At 46.5% G+C, this 20,439-nt stretch carries 16 protein-coding genes; 3 read left to right on the forward strand and 13 right to left on the reverse strand.

The window, feature by feature from the left end; all coding sequences use genetic code 11:
• Positions 1–171: 171 nt before the first annotated feature.
• A complete protein-coding gene (locus tag SK066_RS12910; RefSeq protein ID WP_188774874.1) occupies positions 172–354 on the forward strand; it encodes a hypothetical protein in 183 nt (60 codons plus the stop codon).
• 283 nt (positions 355–637) lie between these two features.
• Here SK066_RS12910 and SK066_RS12915 read toward each other — a convergent pair whose 3' ends face one another.
• The 11 genes from SK066_RS12915 to bglX form a co-directional block, all read right to left on the reverse strand.
• Positions 638–1,258 carry a PepSY domain-containing protein gene (locus tag SK066_RS12915; protein ID WP_320541799.1) on the reverse strand — a complete coding sequence of 207 codons (621 nt, stop codon included), beginning with the start codon at positions 1,256–1,258 and terminating at the stop codon, positions 638–640.
• Positions 1,259–1,614: 356 nt separating this feature from the next.
• Positions 1,615–2,550, reverse strand: coding sequence for a PepSY domain-containing protein (locus SK066_RS12920; RefSeq protein WP_320541800.1), 936 nt, complete (start codon positions 2,548–2,550; stop codon positions 1,615–1,617).
• Between the two features lie 105 nt (positions 2,551–2,655).
• A complete protein-coding gene (locus tag SK066_RS12925; protein ID WP_320541801.1) occupies positions 2,656–4,104 on the reverse strand; it encodes a sensor histidine kinase in 1,449 nt (482 codons plus the stop codon).
• The gene (locus SK066_RS12930) at positions 4,101–4,805 is read right to left on the reverse strand and encodes a response regulator transcription factor (RefSeq protein ID WP_320541802.1); all 705 of its coding nucleotides are present in this window, start codon (positions 4,803–4,805) and stop codon (positions 4,101–4,103) included. Before SK066_RS12930 ends, SK066_RS12925 begins: the two co-directional genes overlap by 4 nt.
• A complete protein-coding gene (locus SK066_RS12935; protein WP_320541803.1) occupies positions 4,798–5,403 on the reverse strand; it encodes a GNAT family N-acetyltransferase in 606 nt (201 codons plus the stop codon). Before SK066_RS12935 ends, SK066_RS12930 begins: the two co-directional genes overlap by 8 nt.
• 28 nt (positions 5,404–5,431) lie before the next feature.
• On the reverse strand, positions 5,432–5,998 hold the full coding sequence (locus tag SK066_RS12940) for a GNAT family N-acetyltransferase (protein WP_320541804.1): 567 nt from the start codon (positions 5,996–5,998) through the stop codon (positions 5,432–5,434).
• 244 nt (positions 5,999–6,242) lie between these two features.
• Positions 6,243–6,800: a GNAT family N-acetyltransferase gene (locus SK066_RS12945; RefSeq protein WP_320541805.1), complete on the reverse strand. Its 558-nt coding sequence runs from the start codon at positions 6,798–6,800 to the stop codon at positions 6,243–6,245.
• 297 nt (positions 6,801–7,097) lie between these two features.
• On the reverse strand, positions 7,098–7,523 hold the full coding sequence (locus tag SK066_RS12950) for a chemotaxis protein CheW (protein WP_188774882.1): 426 nt from the start codon (positions 7,521–7,523) through the stop codon (positions 7,098–7,100).
• Positions 7,524–8,296: 773 nt separating this feature from the next.
• Entirely contained in the window at positions 8,297–10,231 is a 1,935-nt protein-coding gene (locus tag SK066_RS12955; protein ID WP_320541806.1) for a beta-glucoside-specific PTS transporter subunit IIABC, read from the reverse strand.
• Positions 10,232–10,538: 307 nt separating this feature from the next.
• Complete coding sequence (gene licT / locus SK066_RS12960) at positions 10,539–11,393, reverse strand: BglG family transcription antiterminator LicT (protein ID WP_188774884.1); 855 nt, start codon at positions 11,391–11,393, stop codon at positions 10,539–10,541.
• Positions 11,394–11,905: 512 nt separating this feature from the next.
• Positions 11,906–14,161, reverse strand: a complete 2,256-nt coding sequence (gene bglX, locus SK066_RS12965; RefSeq protein ID WP_320541807.1) for a beta-glucosidase BglX — start codon at positions 14,159–14,161, stop codon at positions 11,906–11,908.
• 295 nt (positions 14,162–14,456) lie between these two features.
• On the opposite strand from bglX, the gene SK066_RS12970 reads away from it, so the two are divergent.
• Positions 14,457–14,996 (forward strand): hypothetical protein, encoded by a 540-nt coding sequence (locus SK066_RS12970; RefSeq protein WP_320541808.1) that lies wholly within the window; start codon positions 14,457–14,459, stop codon positions 14,994–14,996.
• A gap of 95 nt (positions 14,997–15,091) precedes the next feature.
• On the opposite strand, the gene SK066_RS12975 is transcribed toward SK066_RS12970, so the two are convergent.
• Positions 15,092–15,529 (reverse strand): hypothetical protein, encoded by a 438-nt coding sequence (locus SK066_RS12975; protein WP_320541809.1) that lies wholly within the window; start codon positions 15,527–15,529, stop codon positions 15,092–15,094.
• A 165-nt stretch (positions 15,530–15,694) separates the two neighbouring features.
• On the opposite strand from SK066_RS12975, the gene SK066_RS12980 reads away from it, so the two are divergent.
• Positions 15,695–16,957 (forward strand): helix-turn-helix domain-containing protein, encoded by a 1,263-nt coding sequence (locus SK066_RS12980; protein WP_320541810.1) that lies wholly within the window; start codon positions 15,695–15,697, stop codon positions 16,955–16,957.
• Positions 16,958–17,970: 1,013 nt separating this feature from the next.
• On the opposite strand, the gene SK066_RS12985 is transcribed toward SK066_RS12980, so the two are convergent.
• Entirely contained in the window at positions 17,971–20,412 is a 2,442-nt protein-coding gene (locus SK066_RS12985; protein WP_320541811.1) for a glycogen/starch/alpha-glucan phosphorylase, read from the reverse strand.
• Between the last annotated feature and the right edge of the window lie 27 nt (positions 20,413–20,439).

Raw genomic sequence — 20,439 nt, forward strand, 5'->3', positions numbered from 1 at the left:
TGTACTCGATTTTCTAAACTGAAACACCAAGTCTATTTCAACTTTAACTCGTGTCTGTCTGGACAAAGTAAATGTAGCATTTACTTTCTTCTTATCACTTATTCCGTGTTATATGTATCAGCTTCGATGCTGAACATCAACACTCACTTTATGTTTAGGGAGGGCTTCATCATGAAAAAGGACGCTGATCTGTCCATGTGGATGACTCAATTTTTGTGCAGCCCCGATTCCATCAAAGAGGAACGTTTGGCTGAAGCAGAGGAAGAACATGATCCTGTATTGCTCGAAAGCATTCGTTTCCATCTTGAATTGCGCAATCGTTACGATTTGCTGGAACATCATTCTTTGAAGTAAGTCTCACTTCTGATTGTATATCGTATGCATGAATCTATGCATTGCATGACAAAGCCTCCATTCTTCTATACGGAATGGAGGCTTTGCTGTGTAAAATTATCGATTAGCTGGATATAACAAAATGGACTGTAGCTCCATCCAATGCAATGCTGCTAGCTGCTTCTTACAGGTAAAGCCTGTACGTTTTTTTGCATCTGCCACTTACGATAGCTACCCCACTATCGTACTGGCGGCTGAGCATTTAACATAATACTAGCTTTGACAAGCCTAGCTGTATCAACGATTAATCATTATCGTGGTCGTCGTCATGATCATCATAGTCCTTGTCGACTTTGACGATTTTGCCTGTAGCGGCGTCGATCTCAACTTTTGCTTCACCGCCTGTAAAGCGAAGTTCTACTTCATACTGAATGCGTCCATCTTCACGATCGCGTTCCACATCAGTCACTGTACCATTTACCGCTGTTTTCGCAATAGCGATCGCTTGATCAACGGTTTTCACCTTCGCTGTGCTAGGAACGGTAGCCGATGAAGAGTTATTTCCTTTACCTGGTACGACATAGGCATCATCGTCGTCGTTATCATCATTTACGCTTTTCACTACAGCGCCGCTTAGTGCATCGATATGCACATCCACATCGCTACCGTTACTACGATTCACGTCCACTTCATAGTAGAGCTTGCCACGTTCGCGATCCAGCTCAATACTTTCAACTGTACCACCAGGTACTTTTTGCAGGGCGATTGCTTCTGCACGCTGAATGCCGATCACTTTTGAATTGTCAGGAACGGTTGCACTGCTGTTATTGTTTGATGCAGCAACTACGGTGCCTGCTGCTCCTACCGTCAGTGCTGCTGCCAGAATACCAACGCCTGCTTTACGATTCATCCATTTGCTCTTCATATTCATTTCCTCCTTCGATATCATCCATTAAGTAATCGAAAACAGATCAAGTGCTATCGTCTTCTCTGTTTTCTGCCCCGTCCAGCTTCATGATCAGAATGTGAACCCGATACGTAATGCTGTGTGTTATGCTCGCTGCCGGGCTATGTTATCAATATAAAGCAGCTAAATGAGATGACTCTGATAATCAGATTAGAAAATGATGAGAACGCGCCGATGAGGTTGGTTATCTGCATAGATCAAGCACAATTAAGCATGGATATGCTCTATCTATTGGAATCATTAGTCTGATTTTCGCATCGTAGTATGTTCAATAATGATCGTGTTCGTCTTCTTTAATTTTTAATATTTACTCTTTAATCTTTATCGTCAGCATCGTCCTCGTCATCCCATGTGATCGACATGACTTCACCTGATATTGCATTAATCTGAATGACCGCTTCCCGATCATCCGGTGTATCGATATCCACCAGATAATATTGCTGCCCCGTCTTACCGCTGTGCTTGAAGTCCACATCGTCCACTTTTCCTTTCACCTGACGAAGTGCGATCTGCTCAGCCTGCTTCTCGGTTAGTGAATTGGATGCATAGGGAACCGTGCTAGAAGAAGCGTCCTTTTTGCCTGGTGAAGCAGGGTGTGGACGTGGTGATGGCAATTTATCTTTATCATCCTCTTTGGGCGACTTATTCGGAGTGGTGCTGCTAGATTCGTCTTTTCCTCCAGGCACTACCGGGTCTGGAACTGACTGGGTGGATGATGGAGCCGTTGTCGGTGTGGAAGCAGGCATGTTACCTTCAGCCTTCCAGCTATTCGATTCTGTATTCGCTGGCTCTGTAGGCGTTGCTGTACTACCATTCTCGTCTGTAGCAGACGTTGTAGAGGATGAGTCTGTAGCGGGCACTGTCGCGCTATCTGATGTTGTTGGAGCCGAATCAGAGGCTGAAGCAGTCCCTTCATTTGAACTAGACGAAACTGTTCCTTCTGTTCCCGCACCGGACGCAGCCGTTTGCGTGCCTTGCAATTGACGGATCGATTGCACTTTACCATTTTGCGCGCTCACATTTAACTCATAACGGCCTTTATCCGATTCGAGCTGTACGATGTAGGCATCATTGTTTTTGACGACACTCGTAATTTCTCCGGGGTATTGCGCCTGAATCTGTTCGCCGACCTGAGTTGCGTTGAGCAGGGGCTTCGCTTGCCCAGACGTATTCCAGACCAGAATAGAGGCGCTCAGGAGGATCAACAGCGCTGCTCCTCCTCCTATCATCCATAATCGTTTATTTGACATACTGTTCATCCTTTCGTGTTATCGGGTATACATTTTCATAAAATATGCTCAAAATAAAAACGCCTTATACCGTCTAGAGTGATTTCCTTGACAGTATACAGGCGTTTAATTAGAATTCGCTGAGAAGCCAGCCATATGCTGAGCTGTTGCAGGCAAGGTGACGATAGCCGTTGTACCAGATCCTTCTTCACTTTCCAGCCGAATCGAAGCCCCGAGCGCTTCAGCAATACGCTCAGCAAGCGTCAAGCCTAGTCCCGAGCCACCCGTATCCTGCCTCGTTCGTGCCTGATCGACCCGGTAAAAGCGATCAAATACCTTTGGCAATTCCGTAGCTGGAATACCGATACCATGATCGATTACTCGAATATAACGATTCCGGGTTCCCGCTTCGCGATGCTCGGAATGACCAAGCGACCGATCCTCCAGCCCAAGCTCCAGTGTCATATCCTCACTGCTATATTTGCGCGCATTATCCAACAAAATAAACAGGAGCTGGCGTAGCTTGCCGCCATCTGTCCAAATGGTACACAGCTCTGCTTCAGCCTGAAGCTCTGCCGATAACACTACCTCTACACGCCGATTATACGCCTGCCAGAATTCACGGGATAGCTGTGCAGCCTGATGACTGAGATCGACCGGCTCGAGCTTCAGGTTCCACTGCTCCTCATGACGTGCGAGTAATAGCAACTGCTCGGTCATTTCCTTCATCCGCACCGCTTCAGAATGAATCGCCTCGATGGATTCTGTAAACAAATCCGGCCGCTCCAGACCACGACGCTTGAGCAAGCTGGCATAGCTCTCAATGATCGTTAACGGTGTGCGCAGCTCATGGGAAGCGTTGGAAACGAACTGCTTTTGCTTATCATAGTTATTTTCGAGTAGCTCAATCATTCGGTTAAACGTAATCCCCATCTCATACAGCTCATCCTGTGAACGTTCTTCCAGCTTAATCCGTTTAAAATGACCGCTATGCCGAATCTCACTCATCGTTGAGGTGAGTGCAGCAATCGGGCGAATGACGATCCGACTCAGAATCTGACCGGATAGAAATACCGGAATCATCGCCAGACCCGTTACGATTAATAGTACAAGCTGTAGCACATTCAGATAGCTCTCTGTCTGCTTCAAGCTCTCGGTCACCTGCACATTCACTACACGACCATCATTCCAAATGACCGGAACGGATACAAATACATAGCGATGTCCATTATCCTTAACGACCTGCGATACGAGACTGGATGCATACGCAACCGGACGCTGAGATAATTGCTGCTCATTCGGTGAAGTGACAAGCAGGCTATTGCTGCTCTGCTGGGCGACGATACGAATCATGCCTTCGAGCGGAACATACGCACGCAGCAAATCCGCCACTGGCAGATCATTCGCCGATAAGCGGATGTTATCGGCGACTTTCTCTGTCTGCGATACGATCCGATCCTGCTGCTCACGAATCGTTAGCGAGCTGAATACAATATAGACAAGCACATTCGTCACAATCAATACGAGCGCAAACAGCACCGACGAATACAGATGAATCCGTCGATTGAGTCTCATGATGGCTCCCGCAGTACATAGCCTACGCCACGCACCGTATGTATTAGCTCCTGCTCATGACCCTGATCAATTTTTTTGCGCACATAGCGAATATACACATCAACCACATTCGTATCACCAAAATAGTCATAGCCCCACACCGCTGCCAGAATCTGATCTCGATTTAGCACCTGACGCTTATTTTTCAATAAATAAGCCAGCAGATCAAATTCGCGCGGGGTTAGCTCTACCGATTGTCCAGCACGCTCTACCTCGCGCGTACTCTCATTCAGACGCAAATCTCCTGCGACCAGCCAGTTGTCCGTCTCTGCCACTTCTGCGCTACCGCGTAGCTGCTGCTCCTTGAGCCGAATCGCTGCGCGAATACGTGCCAGCAATTCCTCAATCTGAAAAGGCTTGGTCACATAATCATTCGCTCCCAGATCAAGCCCTGCCACCTTATCCTCCACCGAATCACGCGCGGTCAGCAAAATAACCATCGTCGCCGGATCGGTGGCACGGATGCGGCGCAAGATCTCAATTCCGCTCATCTCCGGTAGCATCACATCCAGCAGCACCAGATCCCATACTCCTTCACGATACAGATCCCATGCCTGCGCACCGTTATACGCCTGCCGAACATTATAGCCTTCGGCTTCAAGCTCAATCTGCAATAATCGGGAAATCTTATGCTCATCCTCGACAATTAATATACTAGCCATCCACACCCTCCCGTCTGCCAATCAATTTCTGGTAGCTGACAATGTCGAGCCACTGGTCAAACTTACGTCCCACCTCACGGAAATGAGCACATTTCTCATACCCATACCGTTCAAACAAGCGAATACTACTGGTATTATCCGCGCAAACAGTCGCTACCAGCACGTGGAATCCATGCTGCTGTGCAGCCTGCTCGATAAATACAAGTGCGCGGCTACCGATACCCTTTCCTGCTTGCTCAGGCTTTAAATAAATCGTAATCTCAGCCGTAGTGTCGTACGCTTGCTTCGCTTTGTGGCGAGTTAGCAAAATATAGCCTACTAATATTCCAGAATCGTTAGCGCGTATTACAGATTCATTTAAGCTGTCGCTTGCGCCAGCTACTGACTGCTCATCCGTATCCCGTTCTCCAGCATGCTCTATAATCGCATACGAGCAATAATGAGCAGGCAGATCGAATAGCTGCGCGCGCATCTCATCTAGCGTCAGCGGCTCGGTATGAAACGATACTGTCGTATGCAGTACATAATAATTATAAATATCTACAATTTGCTCCACATGCTGCTCTTGAACAGGTACAAATTCCAACGTCGTTTGCATTCCAAGTTCCCCCGTTACATTCAAATGATTAGTGAAACGCACTCGCATCAGAATTAACCATATAATGCATAATCCACTGCATCCCCACAGCACCTGGACGCCGAAATCCGTGATCTACAAAGCCTGTACGCAGGTAAAGCTTCTGTGCAGGCTCATTACGTACATTCACAGCCAGTACAATCTCATGAATATGCGGAAAATGCTCGTTTACAAAAGAGCGTAATCCCTCCAGTGCCAGACGAGCATAGCCTTTTCCCTGTTGTTGATGATCCATAAGAAATGCGCGTAGCAGCATAAGCTGTTCGGAAGAAGTAGAGGTATAAGATCTATACGTGGATACACCTGCACCCTCATGCAATACAAAAAAGCCTACAGCCTGCCCATCAGCTGTAATGACAATCGGATGCCGCTGTGGATCGCGAATCGAAATCTCCAGTACTTCAACTGGCAAAGCAGTAAACCGATGCTGATCCTCTGGTAGCTCAAAAGACAATAATTCCTCCAAATGCTGAGGCTGTAATAGCTCTAGCTGTACGGACTTTGATGTTTTTTTAGAGATCGGCACATGCGTATTCGATTCCGCATCAAACTTCATGAACGATTCTCCCCTCATGCGATCTACAGATCAATGTATATCTGCACCCTATGTTTCACCAGTTCAATGGATATGGAAACGATAGCATCGCGCGCTCGCTATCATTTCCATATCGATGAGCTGATGAGAAGTGTAGGACTAGTTAGATAGACGTTGAGATCAATGTTGAATTAGCTTCAAAACGTATACAAATCATGTTCAACAATCATTGGGCAACGTCATAGCCTATTCCTGCAATGGATAACTACTCTACCGAGCGAATCGCTGCATATATTTTGGCATCGCGGAAACTGCCCTTTGTATACAGATGCTTACGGAGCAAGCCTTCGTACTGCATCCCTAGCTTTTCCATCACACGAGCAGAACCGATATTTTCTGGGATACAGCGCGATTCGATACGAATTAGCTTCATTTCATCCCAGCCAAACTGCATCACAGGTCCCATCGCTTCGGTAACGATGCCACGATTCCAGTATGGTCGTGCCAGCGCATAGCCTACCTCGCCGCGGAAATGACGCAGGTTCCAGCTCAAATAGCCTGCTGTACCGATCATTTTGCCAGACTCCCGATCCTCAATCGCCCACGGTGCCAGCTGACCTTCGGCATAATTTTTGAGCACATGATTAATAAATTCATCTGTATCCTCTAATGTCTGATGAGCGTACCAGCTCACATAACGCGTAACTTCAGGGTCGGAAGCATAAGCAAACATGTCTTCGCGATCTTCTGCTCGAAGTGGACGTAAAATCACCCGCTCCGTTTCCAATACTGGTATTTGTCCAAATACATCTTGTACTTTCATCTGTCTCGCTCCCTCCAATAATATGTACTCATTTGAATGCTTTGTTGTACTTAACGTATTTTATCATATCTTGTGGTAGGGTGTTGAAGCATCTCTCACTTTACGAAAGGAATAAGGAAAGGGACTGGGGTTCAGTCGCCTGAATCGATAGCACTAGATAGACGTTCACTCTAAATTAGATAGGTGTTCACTCTAGCTCGGGTAGACATCAAAAATCCCCAGCTACGAGTAGGAGACTTGGGTCTGATTACTCGCAGGCTGGGGATTATGGGTTTTATCGCTTTGTTTCGTTATAGCTTATACGTAAGACGTACGCGTGTAGGCGAGCAAAGTTTCGACGTTGACGATCGGTACGATGCGACCATCGCTCAGCTCGAATGCTCTTGGCAAAATATCTCGGCTGTTAACTTCCGGGTTCTCACGCAGCTCGCTTTCATCGATGATGGCAGTGTTATCCAGCTCGTCTACGAGCAGGGCAACGCGTGCGCGGCTGAGCAGGATCATTTTATCGCTTTCCTGTGGGCCGTCAAATGATACGCCGAGCAGCTTGCGCAGGTTCACCAGCGGATACAGGGAGCCACGGATGGTAATTAGTCCTTCGTGCCATTCATCGGCAAACGGCAACGGTGTGCCTTTTTTAGCGGTTTGAATTTCTTCGATTTCGCTAAAGCTGATCGCATACGGCTGCTTCGCCACATAAAAAACAATAAGCTCCATTTTCATAGCGTTTAGCTCCTCAATTAGTTTCTACTGTTTACACATTCATGCATATTCTATAGTTTTTATCGACCAATAGACCTCATTTGTTTAGGGGCATCCTCAAACATATCTGCCTGATTGCATTTTACAGCGCTGCGATTCACATACTGATTCCATTAAAAGAAATTCTATCCAGAAATGTACGACTTTTTATACTGATTGCCTTGAAACTCTGTAGCATTCTGGTACAATGTGATAGTGTTATGTGAGCTACTCAACCATGAAAACAAAGGAGCTAGAACATTGAATCCATCTGTAAAAGACCGCTGGTATGCTGTGCTTGGTATTGCTATTATCTGGGGCGGCGTTGTCGTTATCAAATTGTTCAGCGGTGATCTATAAGCCGCACTTTTCATAGGGAGTAGACGATGCATCCCTTGCCTATGGACAGCCGATGCTGATAGGAGAATGTCCCGATAGCGATTTGAGGTAAACGTACCTGCTTTTCAATTGCATGATGTATAGGTTCGTCGGCGTCTTTGTTTGGCATATAGAGCGTCAATACTTGTGATATGTAGAAATAGTACACTCCAATAAGCGAAGCGTTCCCATAGCTTCTTTTCTGCATTCATAACAAAGCCAGCCTGTAGGCTGAATTATCTTCTGGTTAGATCAATCTAACGATAGAGATTATTCAGAACAGGCTGGCTTTTTATATTTTGTATATTCGTGGTTTGTATATTCGTTGTTTATTTAGTACGAATGCGCTTATTCTGGTAGCTGTTCCCAGCCATTGTTTATTTCAGCGTATACAAGGAATCCCCTGTCTGTACCTGCTTCTCTGCCGAACGTGTCAGCTCATTATAATCGTTAATATTCGTTACAATGACTGGCGTAATGGTTGCGTAGCCTTCTGCACGAACTGCCTCCAGATCGAATTCCATCAGCAGGTCGCCCTTTTGAATTTCCTGTCCAGAGCGAGCATGTGGAGTGAAATGCTTGCCTTTTAGCTTCACGGTATCGATACCGATGTGGATTAGCATTTCGGTACCATCTTCACTGACCAGACCGATCGCATGACCACTCTTGGATACAGAGAACACTGTGCCATTAACTGGAGCCACTACACGACCGTCGGTAGGTTCAATGGCAACCCCTTTACCCATAATTTCTTCGGCAAATGCCGGATCAGGTACTTCACTCAGCGATTTCACTTCACCTGTCATCGGGCTATATACTTCGGTTGCTTTCATCTGGCGTGCAGCACTCTCATGCTGAATCAGGGTTGCAGCGACCGCATCTGCATCCATTGGCTGTTCAGCTGGTACATTTGAAGCCGCTGGCTCCGTTGTCGCTTCTGCTGGTGCATCTGTATTTTCTTGAATTCCCATCACAAAGGTAATAATCGTAGCCGCTACAAATGCGATCAGACCACCCAGCAAGGCATAGATCAATGTGCTGATCGATGGGCTAATAAAGGCAGCCACACTTGGCAAACCTACCAGACCTGTAATCACATACGCTTTGACGTGGAAAATACCCATGAATGCACCACCGATAGCACCACCGGACAATGCTGCGATAAACGGTTTTTTGAATTTCATATTTACACCATACATCGCTGGCTCGGTAATCCCCATGATGGCAGTCAAGCTTGTTGAAAATGCGAGCGACTTGGTTTGACCATTTTTAGCGCGTAGACCTACACCGAGCGCACCACCGGCTTGCGCCCAGTTCGCTGCAAACATCAGTGGAATGATAAAGTCATAGCCCAGTGCTGTAATCGAACCGATAACGATTGGAGTCAGTGCATAGTGCATACCTGTAATGATCAGCAGTGACATCGTACCACCGATCAGAATACTTGCGAGAATCGACATATTATCAAACAGCCAGGAGATCCCACCGGACAAGCCACTACCGATAATTGAACCCAGTGGTCCAATCGCGATCAACGTGAGGGGAACCATCACGAGCAAGGTTACTGTCGGTACAACGAGCAACTTCACCGATGCGTGTGTCACACGATCTACTGCTTTTTCTACATACGAAGCAATCCAGATGGCGATAACGATCGGAATAACCGTTGACGAATACGTTGCCGCTACAACCGGAATGCTAGCAAATGTAACCGGCTGTCCTGAGGACAACAACGCAGTAATCGTAGGATGCATAATCGCTGCGCCGAGCGCTGCTCCGATATACATATTGCTGCCCAGCTTACGTGCAGCGCTAATCGCCAGAATGATCGGCAGGAAGTAGAACGCGCCATCACCAATAGCGGATAAAATGATATACGTAGAGCTTGTGTTCGACATCCAGCCAAGTGCAACCAGAATCGCTACAATCCCTTTGATCATCCCTGCGCCTGTAATCGCAGGCAGAATCGGTGTGAACATACCGGAGATAAAATCGAACAGCGAGCTGATCGGATTGCGCTTCTTCGCTGTGCCTTCATCTGTGGAAGCAGCAGGCTTAGCTCCGCCACCCTTCATTGATCCAGCCAGTTCTTTATAGACGCCAGCTACCTCGTTCCCGATAATAACCTGGAACTGTCCTCCATTTTTCATTACACCCATCACACCCGGTGTTTTCTCCAGCTGGGCTTTATTCGCTTTGTTATCGTCATGCAGGTTGAAACGCAAACGTGTCATACAATGCGTTACCTGATCAATATTTTCTTCGCCACCGACCAGTGTCAGTACGTCCTGTGCTACCTTTGCTTTATCCACGTTAAACACTCCTTTATTTCCTATCGTTCATTCGATATGGTTTTTGTGCTATTTACTTTACATGTTGCTTGTTTACTGGCTACCGCATAGCTAACTGGATGGGTGTTCTGGAGAAATGGGAGCGCTTGCTAGATCGCATCATCTGAATAGCTGATAGCGCATTCTAGCCTTTCAGGCAAATAAAAAAACCTAAATGTGGAGAATGAGGTGCAGACGCTGATCGGTTATGATTAGACGTTCTGATAATTCATTCTTCGACATTTAGGTTTTGCCTACCCAAAGTAACAATCCCTTTGTCCGTATGCGGTTATGCCTCCGTTTGATCGGCATTTTCCTTTTTCGTGACCCGTTCAATATGAATCGTCAAATATAGCAATTCTTCATTGGAAAGGTCACGCTGATGAATCTTACGTGTATAGTCCTGAATTTTCAATGCGCATGCATATGCTTGCGGATACTGGTTTTTGACCATATCATGCAGTGGACTATCTCCCTGCTCGCTCGCTGCGCCACTAACGACACGCTGAGCAAAAAACTTCAAATGAGTGAGGAAGCGGAAATAATTCAGCGATTCCTCATCCAGCTCAATCACATAATGGCGAGTGACGATACGCAGCACATCCTTGACGATATTCGTCATGCTGACCGTCTCGCTCATCTGTCCATTCAACTGGGAATTGACAAAATGCAGTGCAATGAAGCCGCCTTCATCTTCAGGCAACGCAACACCGAGCTTATCCTCGATCATTTGCAGCGCCTTGAGTCCAATATAGTACTCTTTGCGATACAGCTTCTTGATTTCCCATAAAAGGGCGTTCTTAATTTCCAATCCCTGCCGATGCCGCTCAATTGCAAAGTGAATATGGTCGGTAAGCGAAATGTAGATGCTATCATGAAGCTGGCTGCCCAGCACCGTCTGCGCATAACGGATAATTTCATCCGAGCATTCCATGTATTCAATTGGAATATCCGACAGTAGCGCGGTAAGCTTGTCAGAGATTTCCTTGCTCTCCAGCTTGAATACTTTTTCGATCTTCGCTTCATCGATCAGGTCATCCGGATGCTTTTTAAAGCCAATCCCTCTGCCCATCACGACCAGTTCCTGTTTGCCAGAATCGATAACGGTGACGACATTATTATTCAGAACCTGCGATATTCTCATATTCATCACCTTTTTATATGATGCTCAAAAAGGCAAAACCAAAAATGACAATGCCTGTCAGTTTCGGTTTTGCCTGATCTCTCAGTAACAATCCGTGTTTTGGTTTCGATACAGCTATACTACCATAGCCGACATAAAATGACAACCGTTTTTTGAAAGCCTTTTCCACTGTAAAGTATTTATGCGCCCTAAGACGGATTGAAATGGGTAAATCCATCTTGATTAGGACGCACAGATTGGCTGCTTATGCAGCGCTGGATACTGCACGAACGGTAATAACGAGCGTTAACCATATCGCAAATAGTAACAAAAATACAAAGCCAGCAATGAGATAAAAACTTCGCTTTTTCGAGCTTTTCTGCAACAATCGGCACCTCCGTCTTTGAAGTATACAGCGATATCGAAGCGACAACGATTACTTCGAAGTGGCAGCATGATGCTTGCCGTCTAGTATACCATCATTTTCCAGATTATTCACTGTATCCTGCAAATGTTGCAAGTGTACCTTTTACTTAGATCAACTCAAATGTACGCTCGAGTACATCTACCGAGCTCGTACCGACAAATACTTTAAATTCGCCTGGCTCAGCAACCCATTCCAGGGCAGCATTGCAGAACTTCAAATCGTGCTCGGTAATCGTAAATTCGACCCCTGTACTTTGTCCTGGTTGTAGCTGTACTTTGCGGAAGCCTTTCAGCTCCTTGACCGGACGAACCGTGCTACCGTACAGGTCTTGGATATACATTTGCACCGTTTCCTCGCCTGCCATATTACCAGTATTCGTTACTGTTGCGCGAACGGTAATCGATTCGCCCTGCTTGATAATGTCACGATCTAGCTTGAGCGCGGAATACGTAAAGTGCGCATAGCTCAGACCATAGCCGAATGGATACAGCGGATCATTTGGGCCATCCAGATATTTGGAAATATATTTCTCGTCACGGTTCTCCTCTGTCACCGGACGACCGGTGTTAAAGCGATTGTAATAAATCGGTGTCTGACCTAGATGCTTCGGAAAGCTCATGGTCAGCTTACCAGATGGGTTATAGTCACCCAGCAGTACATCAGCAATCGCGTGCCCCGCCTGTGAACCGAGGAACCATGTTTCTACAATCGCATCCACATGCTGCTCATACCAATCCAGTACAAGTGGACGTCCGTTGGTCAGCACGAGCACGATCGGCTTGCCTAATTTGACAAGTTCCTCTGCCAGACGCTGCTGTGGTGCTGTAATGTTAATGTCCATACGTGAAGCGGCTTCACCGGACATTTCGCTATCCTCGCCAAGTGCAAGCACGATCACATCGGCTTCACGCGCTGTTTTTACCGCTTGCTCGATACCGCCAGCAATCGCTTCATTCACTCCGCTACCCTGCGCATACAGTAGTGTCGCGTCAGCAATGCCTTTCGCCTGTAAGCCCTCACGCAGTGTAACCGTTTCTTCTTTGTAACGGGAAAATTGCCATGCACCAAGCAGGTCTTTGCTATCCGCAAAAGGACCGATCAGCGCCAGTGTCATATCACCCTGTAGCAAGCCTTCCTGTGGAAGTGGCAAAATACGACGTTCATTTTTCAATAACACGATCGAGCGACGCGCCAGCTCCAGACTTGCCTGTAGATGCTCTGCATTGAAGTGGTATTCTGCTTCTTTTTCAGGACGAATATAGCGGAATGGATCGTCCATCAGACCGATCTCATATTTATAAGTCAAAATACGACGGACAGCCGCATCAATCTGCTCGATCTGTATTTTCCCCTCGGCAACAAGTGCTGGCAGATGCTGCTCATACAGCTGTGTGACCATCTCGATGTCCATGCTAGCGTCAAGTGACAGACGAGCTGCTTCCTTGCGGTCACGAGCGGCACCGTGCACATAGATTTCATCGATCGCACCGTAGTCAGAGATGAGCATACCATCGAATCCAAGCTCCTTACGCAGCAGATCATTAAGAATAAAGCGATTGCCCGCAATAGGAACACCATTATAGAAGTTAAATGCGTTCATGACCGAAGCTGAACCTGCTTCCAGTCCTGCCTGGAACGGTGGCAAATAAATATTACGCAGCATCCACTCGGAAATATCAACAGTATTGTAGTCGCGCCCTGCTTCAGATGCACCGTAAGCGACAAAATGCTTCAAGCAGGCGATCAATGTTTCTTCACTAAATAGACTATCTCCCTGGAAGCCTTCCACCTGTGCTCTGGCAATGAGTGAGCCGAGATATGGGTCTTCCCCTGCACCTTCCATCACCCGTCCCCAGCGTGCATCACGGCTAATATCAACCATTGGCCCGTGATTGTACGTAATACCAGAAGCGGTCGCTTCACGAGCCGCGATCACGCAGGCTTCACGAATCTGCTCGATATTCCAGCTACTCGCCCAGCCGAGCGGGATCGGGAAAATCGTCTGGTAGCCGTGGATTACATCGGCGTTGAAAAATAATGGAATACCGAGGCGAGACTGCTCCACCGCTAGCTTTTGCAAATCAAATGTACGATGACTGTTAAAGGCACCCAGAATGGAGCCCACGCGTCCTTCGCGTACAAGCACCTCGGTCGGCCCTGCTTCAATATCTGCACCGAAGGAAAACTCAGAATCGGCGCATTGACTCATCTGGCCGATCTTTTCCTCCAGTGTCATCTGTGTGAGTAGCTCCTCAACAGATTGACGAATGTTTTCCTCGCTTCGTTTGGTCACGCCTGTTTTGCGATAGGGTGCAACGAGTGCAGCCAGTGTGTCTGTATCTGGATGGTGAATATTGGACATGTAAAAGACCTCATTTCGTATAATAGCATACGCAATCCGCTGGTGTATCTATCTGGGGTGTAGAAGGTAGTAAACGGATTGGTGTGAGTTGTATACTATTAATGTAGGCGTTTACGCAGTTGATTTATGGTTATATTCTTTAATTTTTGGTAAAATAACAGAATATCTTTTGTGAGTAAGCTTCGTTCTATTCTGGATTGTACATAGGAGTTTGAGTTGGGATGCCGGTGTCAGTTCCGGTATATATGTCTATGTCTATGTCGCAAGTATAGACTCATATTAAAAAGGAAAGGACATGAACCGTATGGATTTGATCAGATTGGGCATGATTATTTTTGCAATCGTATACCTACTCATGATTCCGATATTTTTTCGCTTGCGTGATAAAGAAAATGAACATATGTCGGCAGGCATGAACTTATTTGTCATGGCGATGTTGTCTCTTGTTATAACCGCTGTGTTAGTAGGCGTGATCATGATAGGATATTTGTTCATGGACATGGTGTCCTTTACGCCCTTTATTCAATTCTCTAGTAAGTGGGATACCGTCGTATTTGTGATCGCATTATTGATCCTACTTTCTGTAGGCGAACTGGTTATTATTCCGATTGCCAAATCCCTGGTAGCGCTAGCCCTTCGCCATCCCATTTCCAAATGGATCGGCTATCTCGTAACCATTGTGGTGAATACGTTATTCATATCCATCATTGCAGAGCTAATACCGGGTGTGACGATACAAGGAATTGAGGTCGCATTAGGTATGGCACTGGTATATCAATGTATAGAATGGATTGTAGAAATCCGAACAGCATACTCATCCACAAAGTCCAAATAAGTATAGTCAGCTCCATGCATGAACGGTAGGCTAGCCAGCCGAGCGATCTATTCCAATGAATGAACAATAGAATGCCAGCATACTGAATACAATAGCTACCGACTTGGTCCACTTACACTATAAATACTCAGTTGATCCAAATCGATCTGCACTGTAAAATCAAAAAACTGCTCGCCGAATCCTTCCATCCAATTATTAGGGTCGCTTGCTTCATAAAACCAGAATACGAGCAGTTTAGTACCATCCGAAAAATGTTTTTCTTTACAATCAATGGAACAGAGCGCCAGATCAATATGTAGTGGAGGTGACCAGCATGCCGCTATATCAACCAATGAATTTGCTCGCTGCTGTGCAGCTTCTACAGCTAATAGTAGATAAAGCGCATAATCTGCACCTACCAGCTGCTCTGCAATCGCATCTTCTTGTTCTGTATGTAAAGCCTTCAGCAAATCAGGTATATACTGACGATCCAGAGTAAATAGGTTGCGGTTCGATTGTATCTTTTGGGGCTGTGTATGATTTCCTGCATCCATCTCATCTTACCTCCATGTTGCACATTGTTGTTAGGATGATCATCAGATCATTTAAAATGTGTAAATGTATACTTGTTACATTTATCGTACAGTGAAGATCCAGACAAGTCTATTGCAGCCATATCGTTTAAATACAATTTTCACATCGTAAAGGAGCTGATCCGCATGCCGAATATGACACCTGATTCGATTCGACTCATCATGTACATGATGTATACCGAATTTCAAATGACCCTGTATTGGATGGATGCGGCTGGGCAGCTAGTAGAGGAGCAGCCTTTACGTGGATTCAATCCTGTATATGATCATAAAGCTCAGACCCTTGCTCTACTCGCGCAGCAGACAAATGGTCATTATCCTGTCGTACAGTCGACGAATGTGCTGGAGCAGTATTTGACGGTGCCATTATTGGATGGCGATATGTATGCAGGTGCACTCATTGCCGGGCCTTTTTTTCATGCAATTGTACCGGATGAGCTGATTAGCGGAATCATTCGCGATTACCAGCTGTCTTTTCGACAGCAGGATGCGATTCGGCAGTTTTATGCGAGCATCCCGCTCATTTCCAAGGAACGCATCTATAATGCAGCAGCGATGATCCATTATATGCTGTACCGGCAGCCACTTGATCTCGCCGAGGTGATTCAGCATAATTTGCATATTCATATTGAGCCAGATGAGCAAGCAGCAATCGTGTCCTCTCCCTATGAGGAAGAAATGTATATCGCACCAGCCAGCTATCATCGTAATCCAGAGATGGAGCAGATTTTCCTGCAATATATCCGTGAAGGCAGAAAAGAAGACCTGGTGCGCTGGGAGCTTGGCTTCCCTACAGAAAAGCTGGGAGTACTATCAAAAAAAAGCCTGCTACGCAGTGAGAAAAATCTAGCGATCTGCTCGATCACATTGGCAACGCGTGCAGCGCTGGAGGGTGGCGTGAATGCTGAAATTGGCTATACACTGAGTGACTTTTACATTCAAGCCGTGGAGGAATGTCAAAATCCTGGCGAAGTGCAAGCGACGCTGCGCCGTTGCTATAATGATTTTGTCGATCGCGTGCTGGAAAGCCAGCAAAAACGTTATTCCAGAGAGATCAACTTATGCCGTAACTATATTTTCCATCATCTGTACGAACCGATCCAGCTTGAACATCTATCCGATCTAACCGGCTTAACCGGAGACTACCTGTCCAAACGCTTCAAAAACGAGACCGGACGCTCCCCTATTCACTTTATCCAATACTACCGCGTTCAGGAAGCCAAACGCCTGATGTCCAGCACAACTCATTCCCTGTCCGCTATCGCTACCATGCTGCAATTTCACGACCAAAGCTATTTTACGAAAATATTTAAAGCCCATACAAATCAGACGCCCAAGCAATACAAGTCCGCTGCAAGCGGCGGTCATTTACCTTTGGCAAGATTATAGCGATCTGAATAACAGCTGTAGATGAATTACGGCTATTATAAATTAATAGATAGTGTGCAAAGCAGTACACGATGTTAAACTGCAATATCACTAATACCAAATTCAATATTCACCCGTTCACCTATAGTCTTGAAATATCCCACCTTTCACCTGCTTCATTACGCCATTCCAGTGCGAACCCCAAGCTCACATTAAATCCCAGGGAGGTTCGCACCCCTTGCTACACAAGGCTTTTCAGCATTTTGGTTGTATTTTGTCTCCGTTTCCACTACTCTAAAAAAGAGGTTCGCACTTTTGACCCTGAAATGCCTTGTTTTGTAAGGGCGCAAAGTGCCTACAGTCACTCTCCGTGCGAGAGTGTGGATTGAAATAAAATGCACCCGGTAGTCTCTGCCGGCTATACCCCGTCGCTCTCCGTGCGAGAGCGTGAATTGAAATCTGCACCTTGTCGTAGTTCATCCCCTTCTGAGCGAGTCGCTCTCCATGCGAGAGCGCGGATTAAAATCCGTATGACGTGTGCAACAAATTTGCCACATAGCCTATCACTTTACACGTTGTAAACTAACCTAAAAGCAATAAACAATCAAAAGCCAACACTCCCTCATCCGCGCACTGCTCCAGCACATATGCTGTGAAGGCACGGAACGGAGGAAAGCAAATAAGGGCAAAGGACGACTTTGGCGTATGAAATCTACATTATTTCCACATTCGTAGATTCCATACGCCACCGGAGTCCGTGCCCTTATTGCTTTTCGGAGTGGATTCCCCTCACACCCACTTCATGTTGCAAGAAACTGCACTTCACCTCACAACAAGTTCATACTACCTCCAATAAGCCACCTCCAACAGATTCCCACCAATCAACAGGCTCCCACCAATTTACAGCAAAAACTCCATATCCCCCCCTCCACTTCCCAGCAAAAGAAAAAGCCAGCATCCTCCCAAAGGAGAATGCCAGCTTTTCGATCCATCCATCACTACCCATATCGTTAACCTAAAGCAGTCGATTCAATCTACCCCTGCACCGGACGAATCTTCCAAATCTCCGATGCATACTGCTGAATCGTACGATCACTGGAAAACTTGCCGGAATGCGCAATATTGTGAATCGACTTTTTCAGCCATGCTTGTTGATTCCGATAGGCTGCTTCGATCTGCACATGTGACTCCGCATACGAATCGAAATCCTTCAGCATGAAATATTCATCATTTCCATCAATCAGCGACTGATACAATGATGCAAATTCATACGTATTTGATGCAAATGGCCCCGGTGTAATCAGCTGATCCACGACTTCCTTGATCCGTGCATCACTGTTGTACACATCACGAGCAGAATAGCCACCATGCTGGTAATAGTCCATTACCTCGTCTGCGTTCAGACCGAAAATGAACATATTGTCGTCGCCCAGCATTTCGTACATTTCCACGTTCGCACCGTCCATCGTACCGATCGTCAGCGCACCGTTCATCATCAGCTTCATATTGCCTGTACCGGAAGCTTCTTTACTCGCGGTCGAGATTTGCTCACTAATATCCGCAGCTGGAATGATCTTCTCTGCCAGCGAGACGGAATAATTTTCGAGGAAGAATACATTCAGCTTATCCTTCACATCAGGATCGTTGTTCACAACGCTTGCCACGCGATTGATGAGCTTGATTGTATTTTTCGCCAGGTAATAGCCCGGTGCTGCCTTCGCTCCAAAAATAAAAGTACGAGGCACCATGCTGAGCGATGGCATCGACTTGATCTGATTGTACAGATACATCACATGCAGAATGTTCAGCAGCTGACGCTTATACGCATGCAGACGCTTGATCTGTACATCGAAGATCGAATCGGTATTCACAGGCGTACCGTACTTTTGCTCGATATACTGCGCAAGTCGCTGCTTGTTATGCTTCTTGATCGCTGCGATTTTACTCTGGAATGCAGCATCCTCGCTGTATTTCAGAATACCGACAAGCTCCTTCGGATGCGTCTTCCAGCGTGAACCGATCGATTCCGTGATCAGATCGTTTAGCTCTGGATTCGCATGCATCAGCCAGCGACGATGCGTAATACCGTTCGTCTTATTGTTAAACCGCTCTGGATACAGTTCATAGAAGTTGCGCATCTCACGTTCCTTCAAAATGTCGGTATGCAGGGCGGCAACACCGTTAATGCTGTAGCTGCCAGCGATCGCAAGATGCGCCATTTTGACCTGATCATCGAAAATGATCGCCATATGCGCGACTCGCTCTGGGTCGTCTGGATATTTCTCCATCAGCAGCTTGCAGAAACGCTTGTTGATCTCGTCGATCACCATATATACGCGTGGGATCAGATCGCGAATCATTTGCGCAGGCCATTTTTCCAGCGCTTCGCTCAGAATCGTATGATTCGTATACGATACCGTGCGGCAGACGATATTCCATGCTTTATCCCAGCCATAGCCCTTTTCATCAACCAGAATACGCATCAGCTCGGGAATAACAAGCGTTGGGTGCGTATCGTTAATATGAATCGCAATCTTATCTGGCAGATGATCATAGCTCAGGTTGAGCTTATCATACGTACGCAGAATACTTTGCAGACCTGCTGAGCAAAGGAAATATTGCTGCTTCAAGCGCAGCAGACGACCCTCATAATGGCTATCATCGGGATAGAGAAACTCTGAAATCGACTCCACCGAGCGGTTATAGTTTAGATAGCTGTAATAGTTACCTGCACCGCCGAGGTTACGATTCGCCATTTCAGGCACAGGCTCTGCACTCCACAGACGAAGCGTATTCACATGATAATCCGGCTGATTGCCACGATAGCCGATAACCGGAACATCATATGGAATCGCCCAGACGGCTTCATAATCACGCAGTGAGAAGTACAGCTCGCCATCCGCTTCACGTGTCTCTACATAGCCACCGAAGCGAACCTCAACCTTGCGATCCGCGCGGCGAACCTCCCATTCAAAGCCCTTTTGAAGCCAATCATCGGGTAGCTCCACCTGGTTACCGTCAACGATCTTTTGCTCAAATAAGCCATAGCGGTAACGAATACCGCAGCCATGCCCGGCATAGCCGAGTGAAGCGAGCGAATCCAGGAAGCAGGCAGCAAGGCGACCAAGACCACCATTACCAAGCCCAGCATCTGCTTCCTGCTCCTCGATCTCCTCCAGCGAAATGCCCAGATCATCCAGACCGCTTTTCACCATTTCCAGCATGCCCATATTGAGCAGGTTGTTACCGAGCAGACGACCGATCAAGAATTCAAGCGACAAATAGTAGACCTGCTTTTCAGCGTCCTGACGAAGCTCCTGATTCGTCGATGCCCATTCGCGACCAGCGAATTCACGCATCATACGACTGAGGATCGTATATACGTCCTCAGACGATACTTCATTCAGTGGCTTACCCAGCTTGGAAACGACATTATTTTGAAAAATCTTTTTGAATTCTTCTTTATTTGTGAACAAAAGGCTATTCCTCCTGCAGTCAGATTA

The organism is Paenibacillus hunanensis (assembly GCF_034055775.1).
Lineage (GTDB): Bacteria > Bacillota > Bacilli > Paenibacillales > Paenibacillaceae > Saccharibacillus > Saccharibacillus hunanensis.

Excerpts from the sequence above, each read along its gene's own strand:
- SK066_RS12975 (WP_320541809.1), bottom strand. The coding sequence starts at position 15,529 with ATGGATGCAGGAAATCATACACAGCCCCAAAAGATACAATCGAACCGC.
- SK066_RS12970 (WP_320541808.1), top strand. The coding sequence starts at position 14,457 with ATGAACCGTATGGATTTGATCAGATTGGGCATGATTATTTTTGCAATC.
- SK066_RS12925 (WP_320541801.1), bottom strand. The coding sequence starts at position 4,104 with ATGAGACTCAATCGACGGATTCATCTGTATTCGTCGGTGCTGTTTGCG.
- bglX (WP_320541807.1), bottom strand. The coding sequence starts at position 14,161 with ATGTCCAATATTCACCATCCAGATACAGACACACTGGCTGCACTCGTT.
- SK066_RS12945 (WP_320541805.1), bottom strand. The coding sequence starts at position 6,800 with ATGAAAGTACAAGATGTATTTGGACAAATACCAGTATTGGAAACGGAG.
- SK066_RS12915 (WP_320541799.1), bottom strand. The coding sequence starts at position 1,258 with ATGAAGAGCAAATGGATGAATCGTAAAGCAGGCGTTGGTATTCTGGCA.
- licT (WP_188774884.1), bottom strand. The coding sequence starts at position 11,393 with ATGAGAATATCGCAGGTTCTGAATAATAATGTCGTCACCGTTATCGAT.
- SK066_RS12950 (WP_188774882.1), bottom strand. The coding sequence starts at position 7,523 with ATGAAAATGGAGCTTATTGTTTTTTATGTGGCGAAGCAGCCGTATGCG.
- SK066_RS12980 (WP_320541810.1), top strand. The coding sequence starts at position 15,695 with ATGCCGAATATGACACCTGATTCGATTCGACTCATCATGTACATGATG.
- SK066_RS12910 (WP_188774874.1), top strand. The coding sequence starts at position 172 with ATGAAAAAGGACGCTGATCTGTCCATGTGGATGACTCAATTTTTGTGC.
- SK066_RS12935 (WP_320541803.1), bottom strand. The coding sequence starts at position 5,403 with ATGCAAACGACGTTGGAATTTGTACCTGTTCAAGAGCAGCATGTGGAG.
- SK066_RS12940 (WP_320541804.1), bottom strand. The coding sequence starts at position 5,998 with ATGAAGTTTGATGCGGAATCGAATACGCATGTGCCGATCTCTAAAAAA.
- SK066_RS12920 (WP_320541800.1), bottom strand. The coding sequence starts at position 2,550 with ATGTCAAATAAACGATTATGGATGATAGGAGGAGGAGCAGCGCTGTTG.
- SK066_RS12930 (WP_320541802.1), bottom strand. The coding sequence starts at position 4,805 with ATGGCTAGTATATTAATTGTCGAGGATGAGCATAAGATTTCCCGATTA.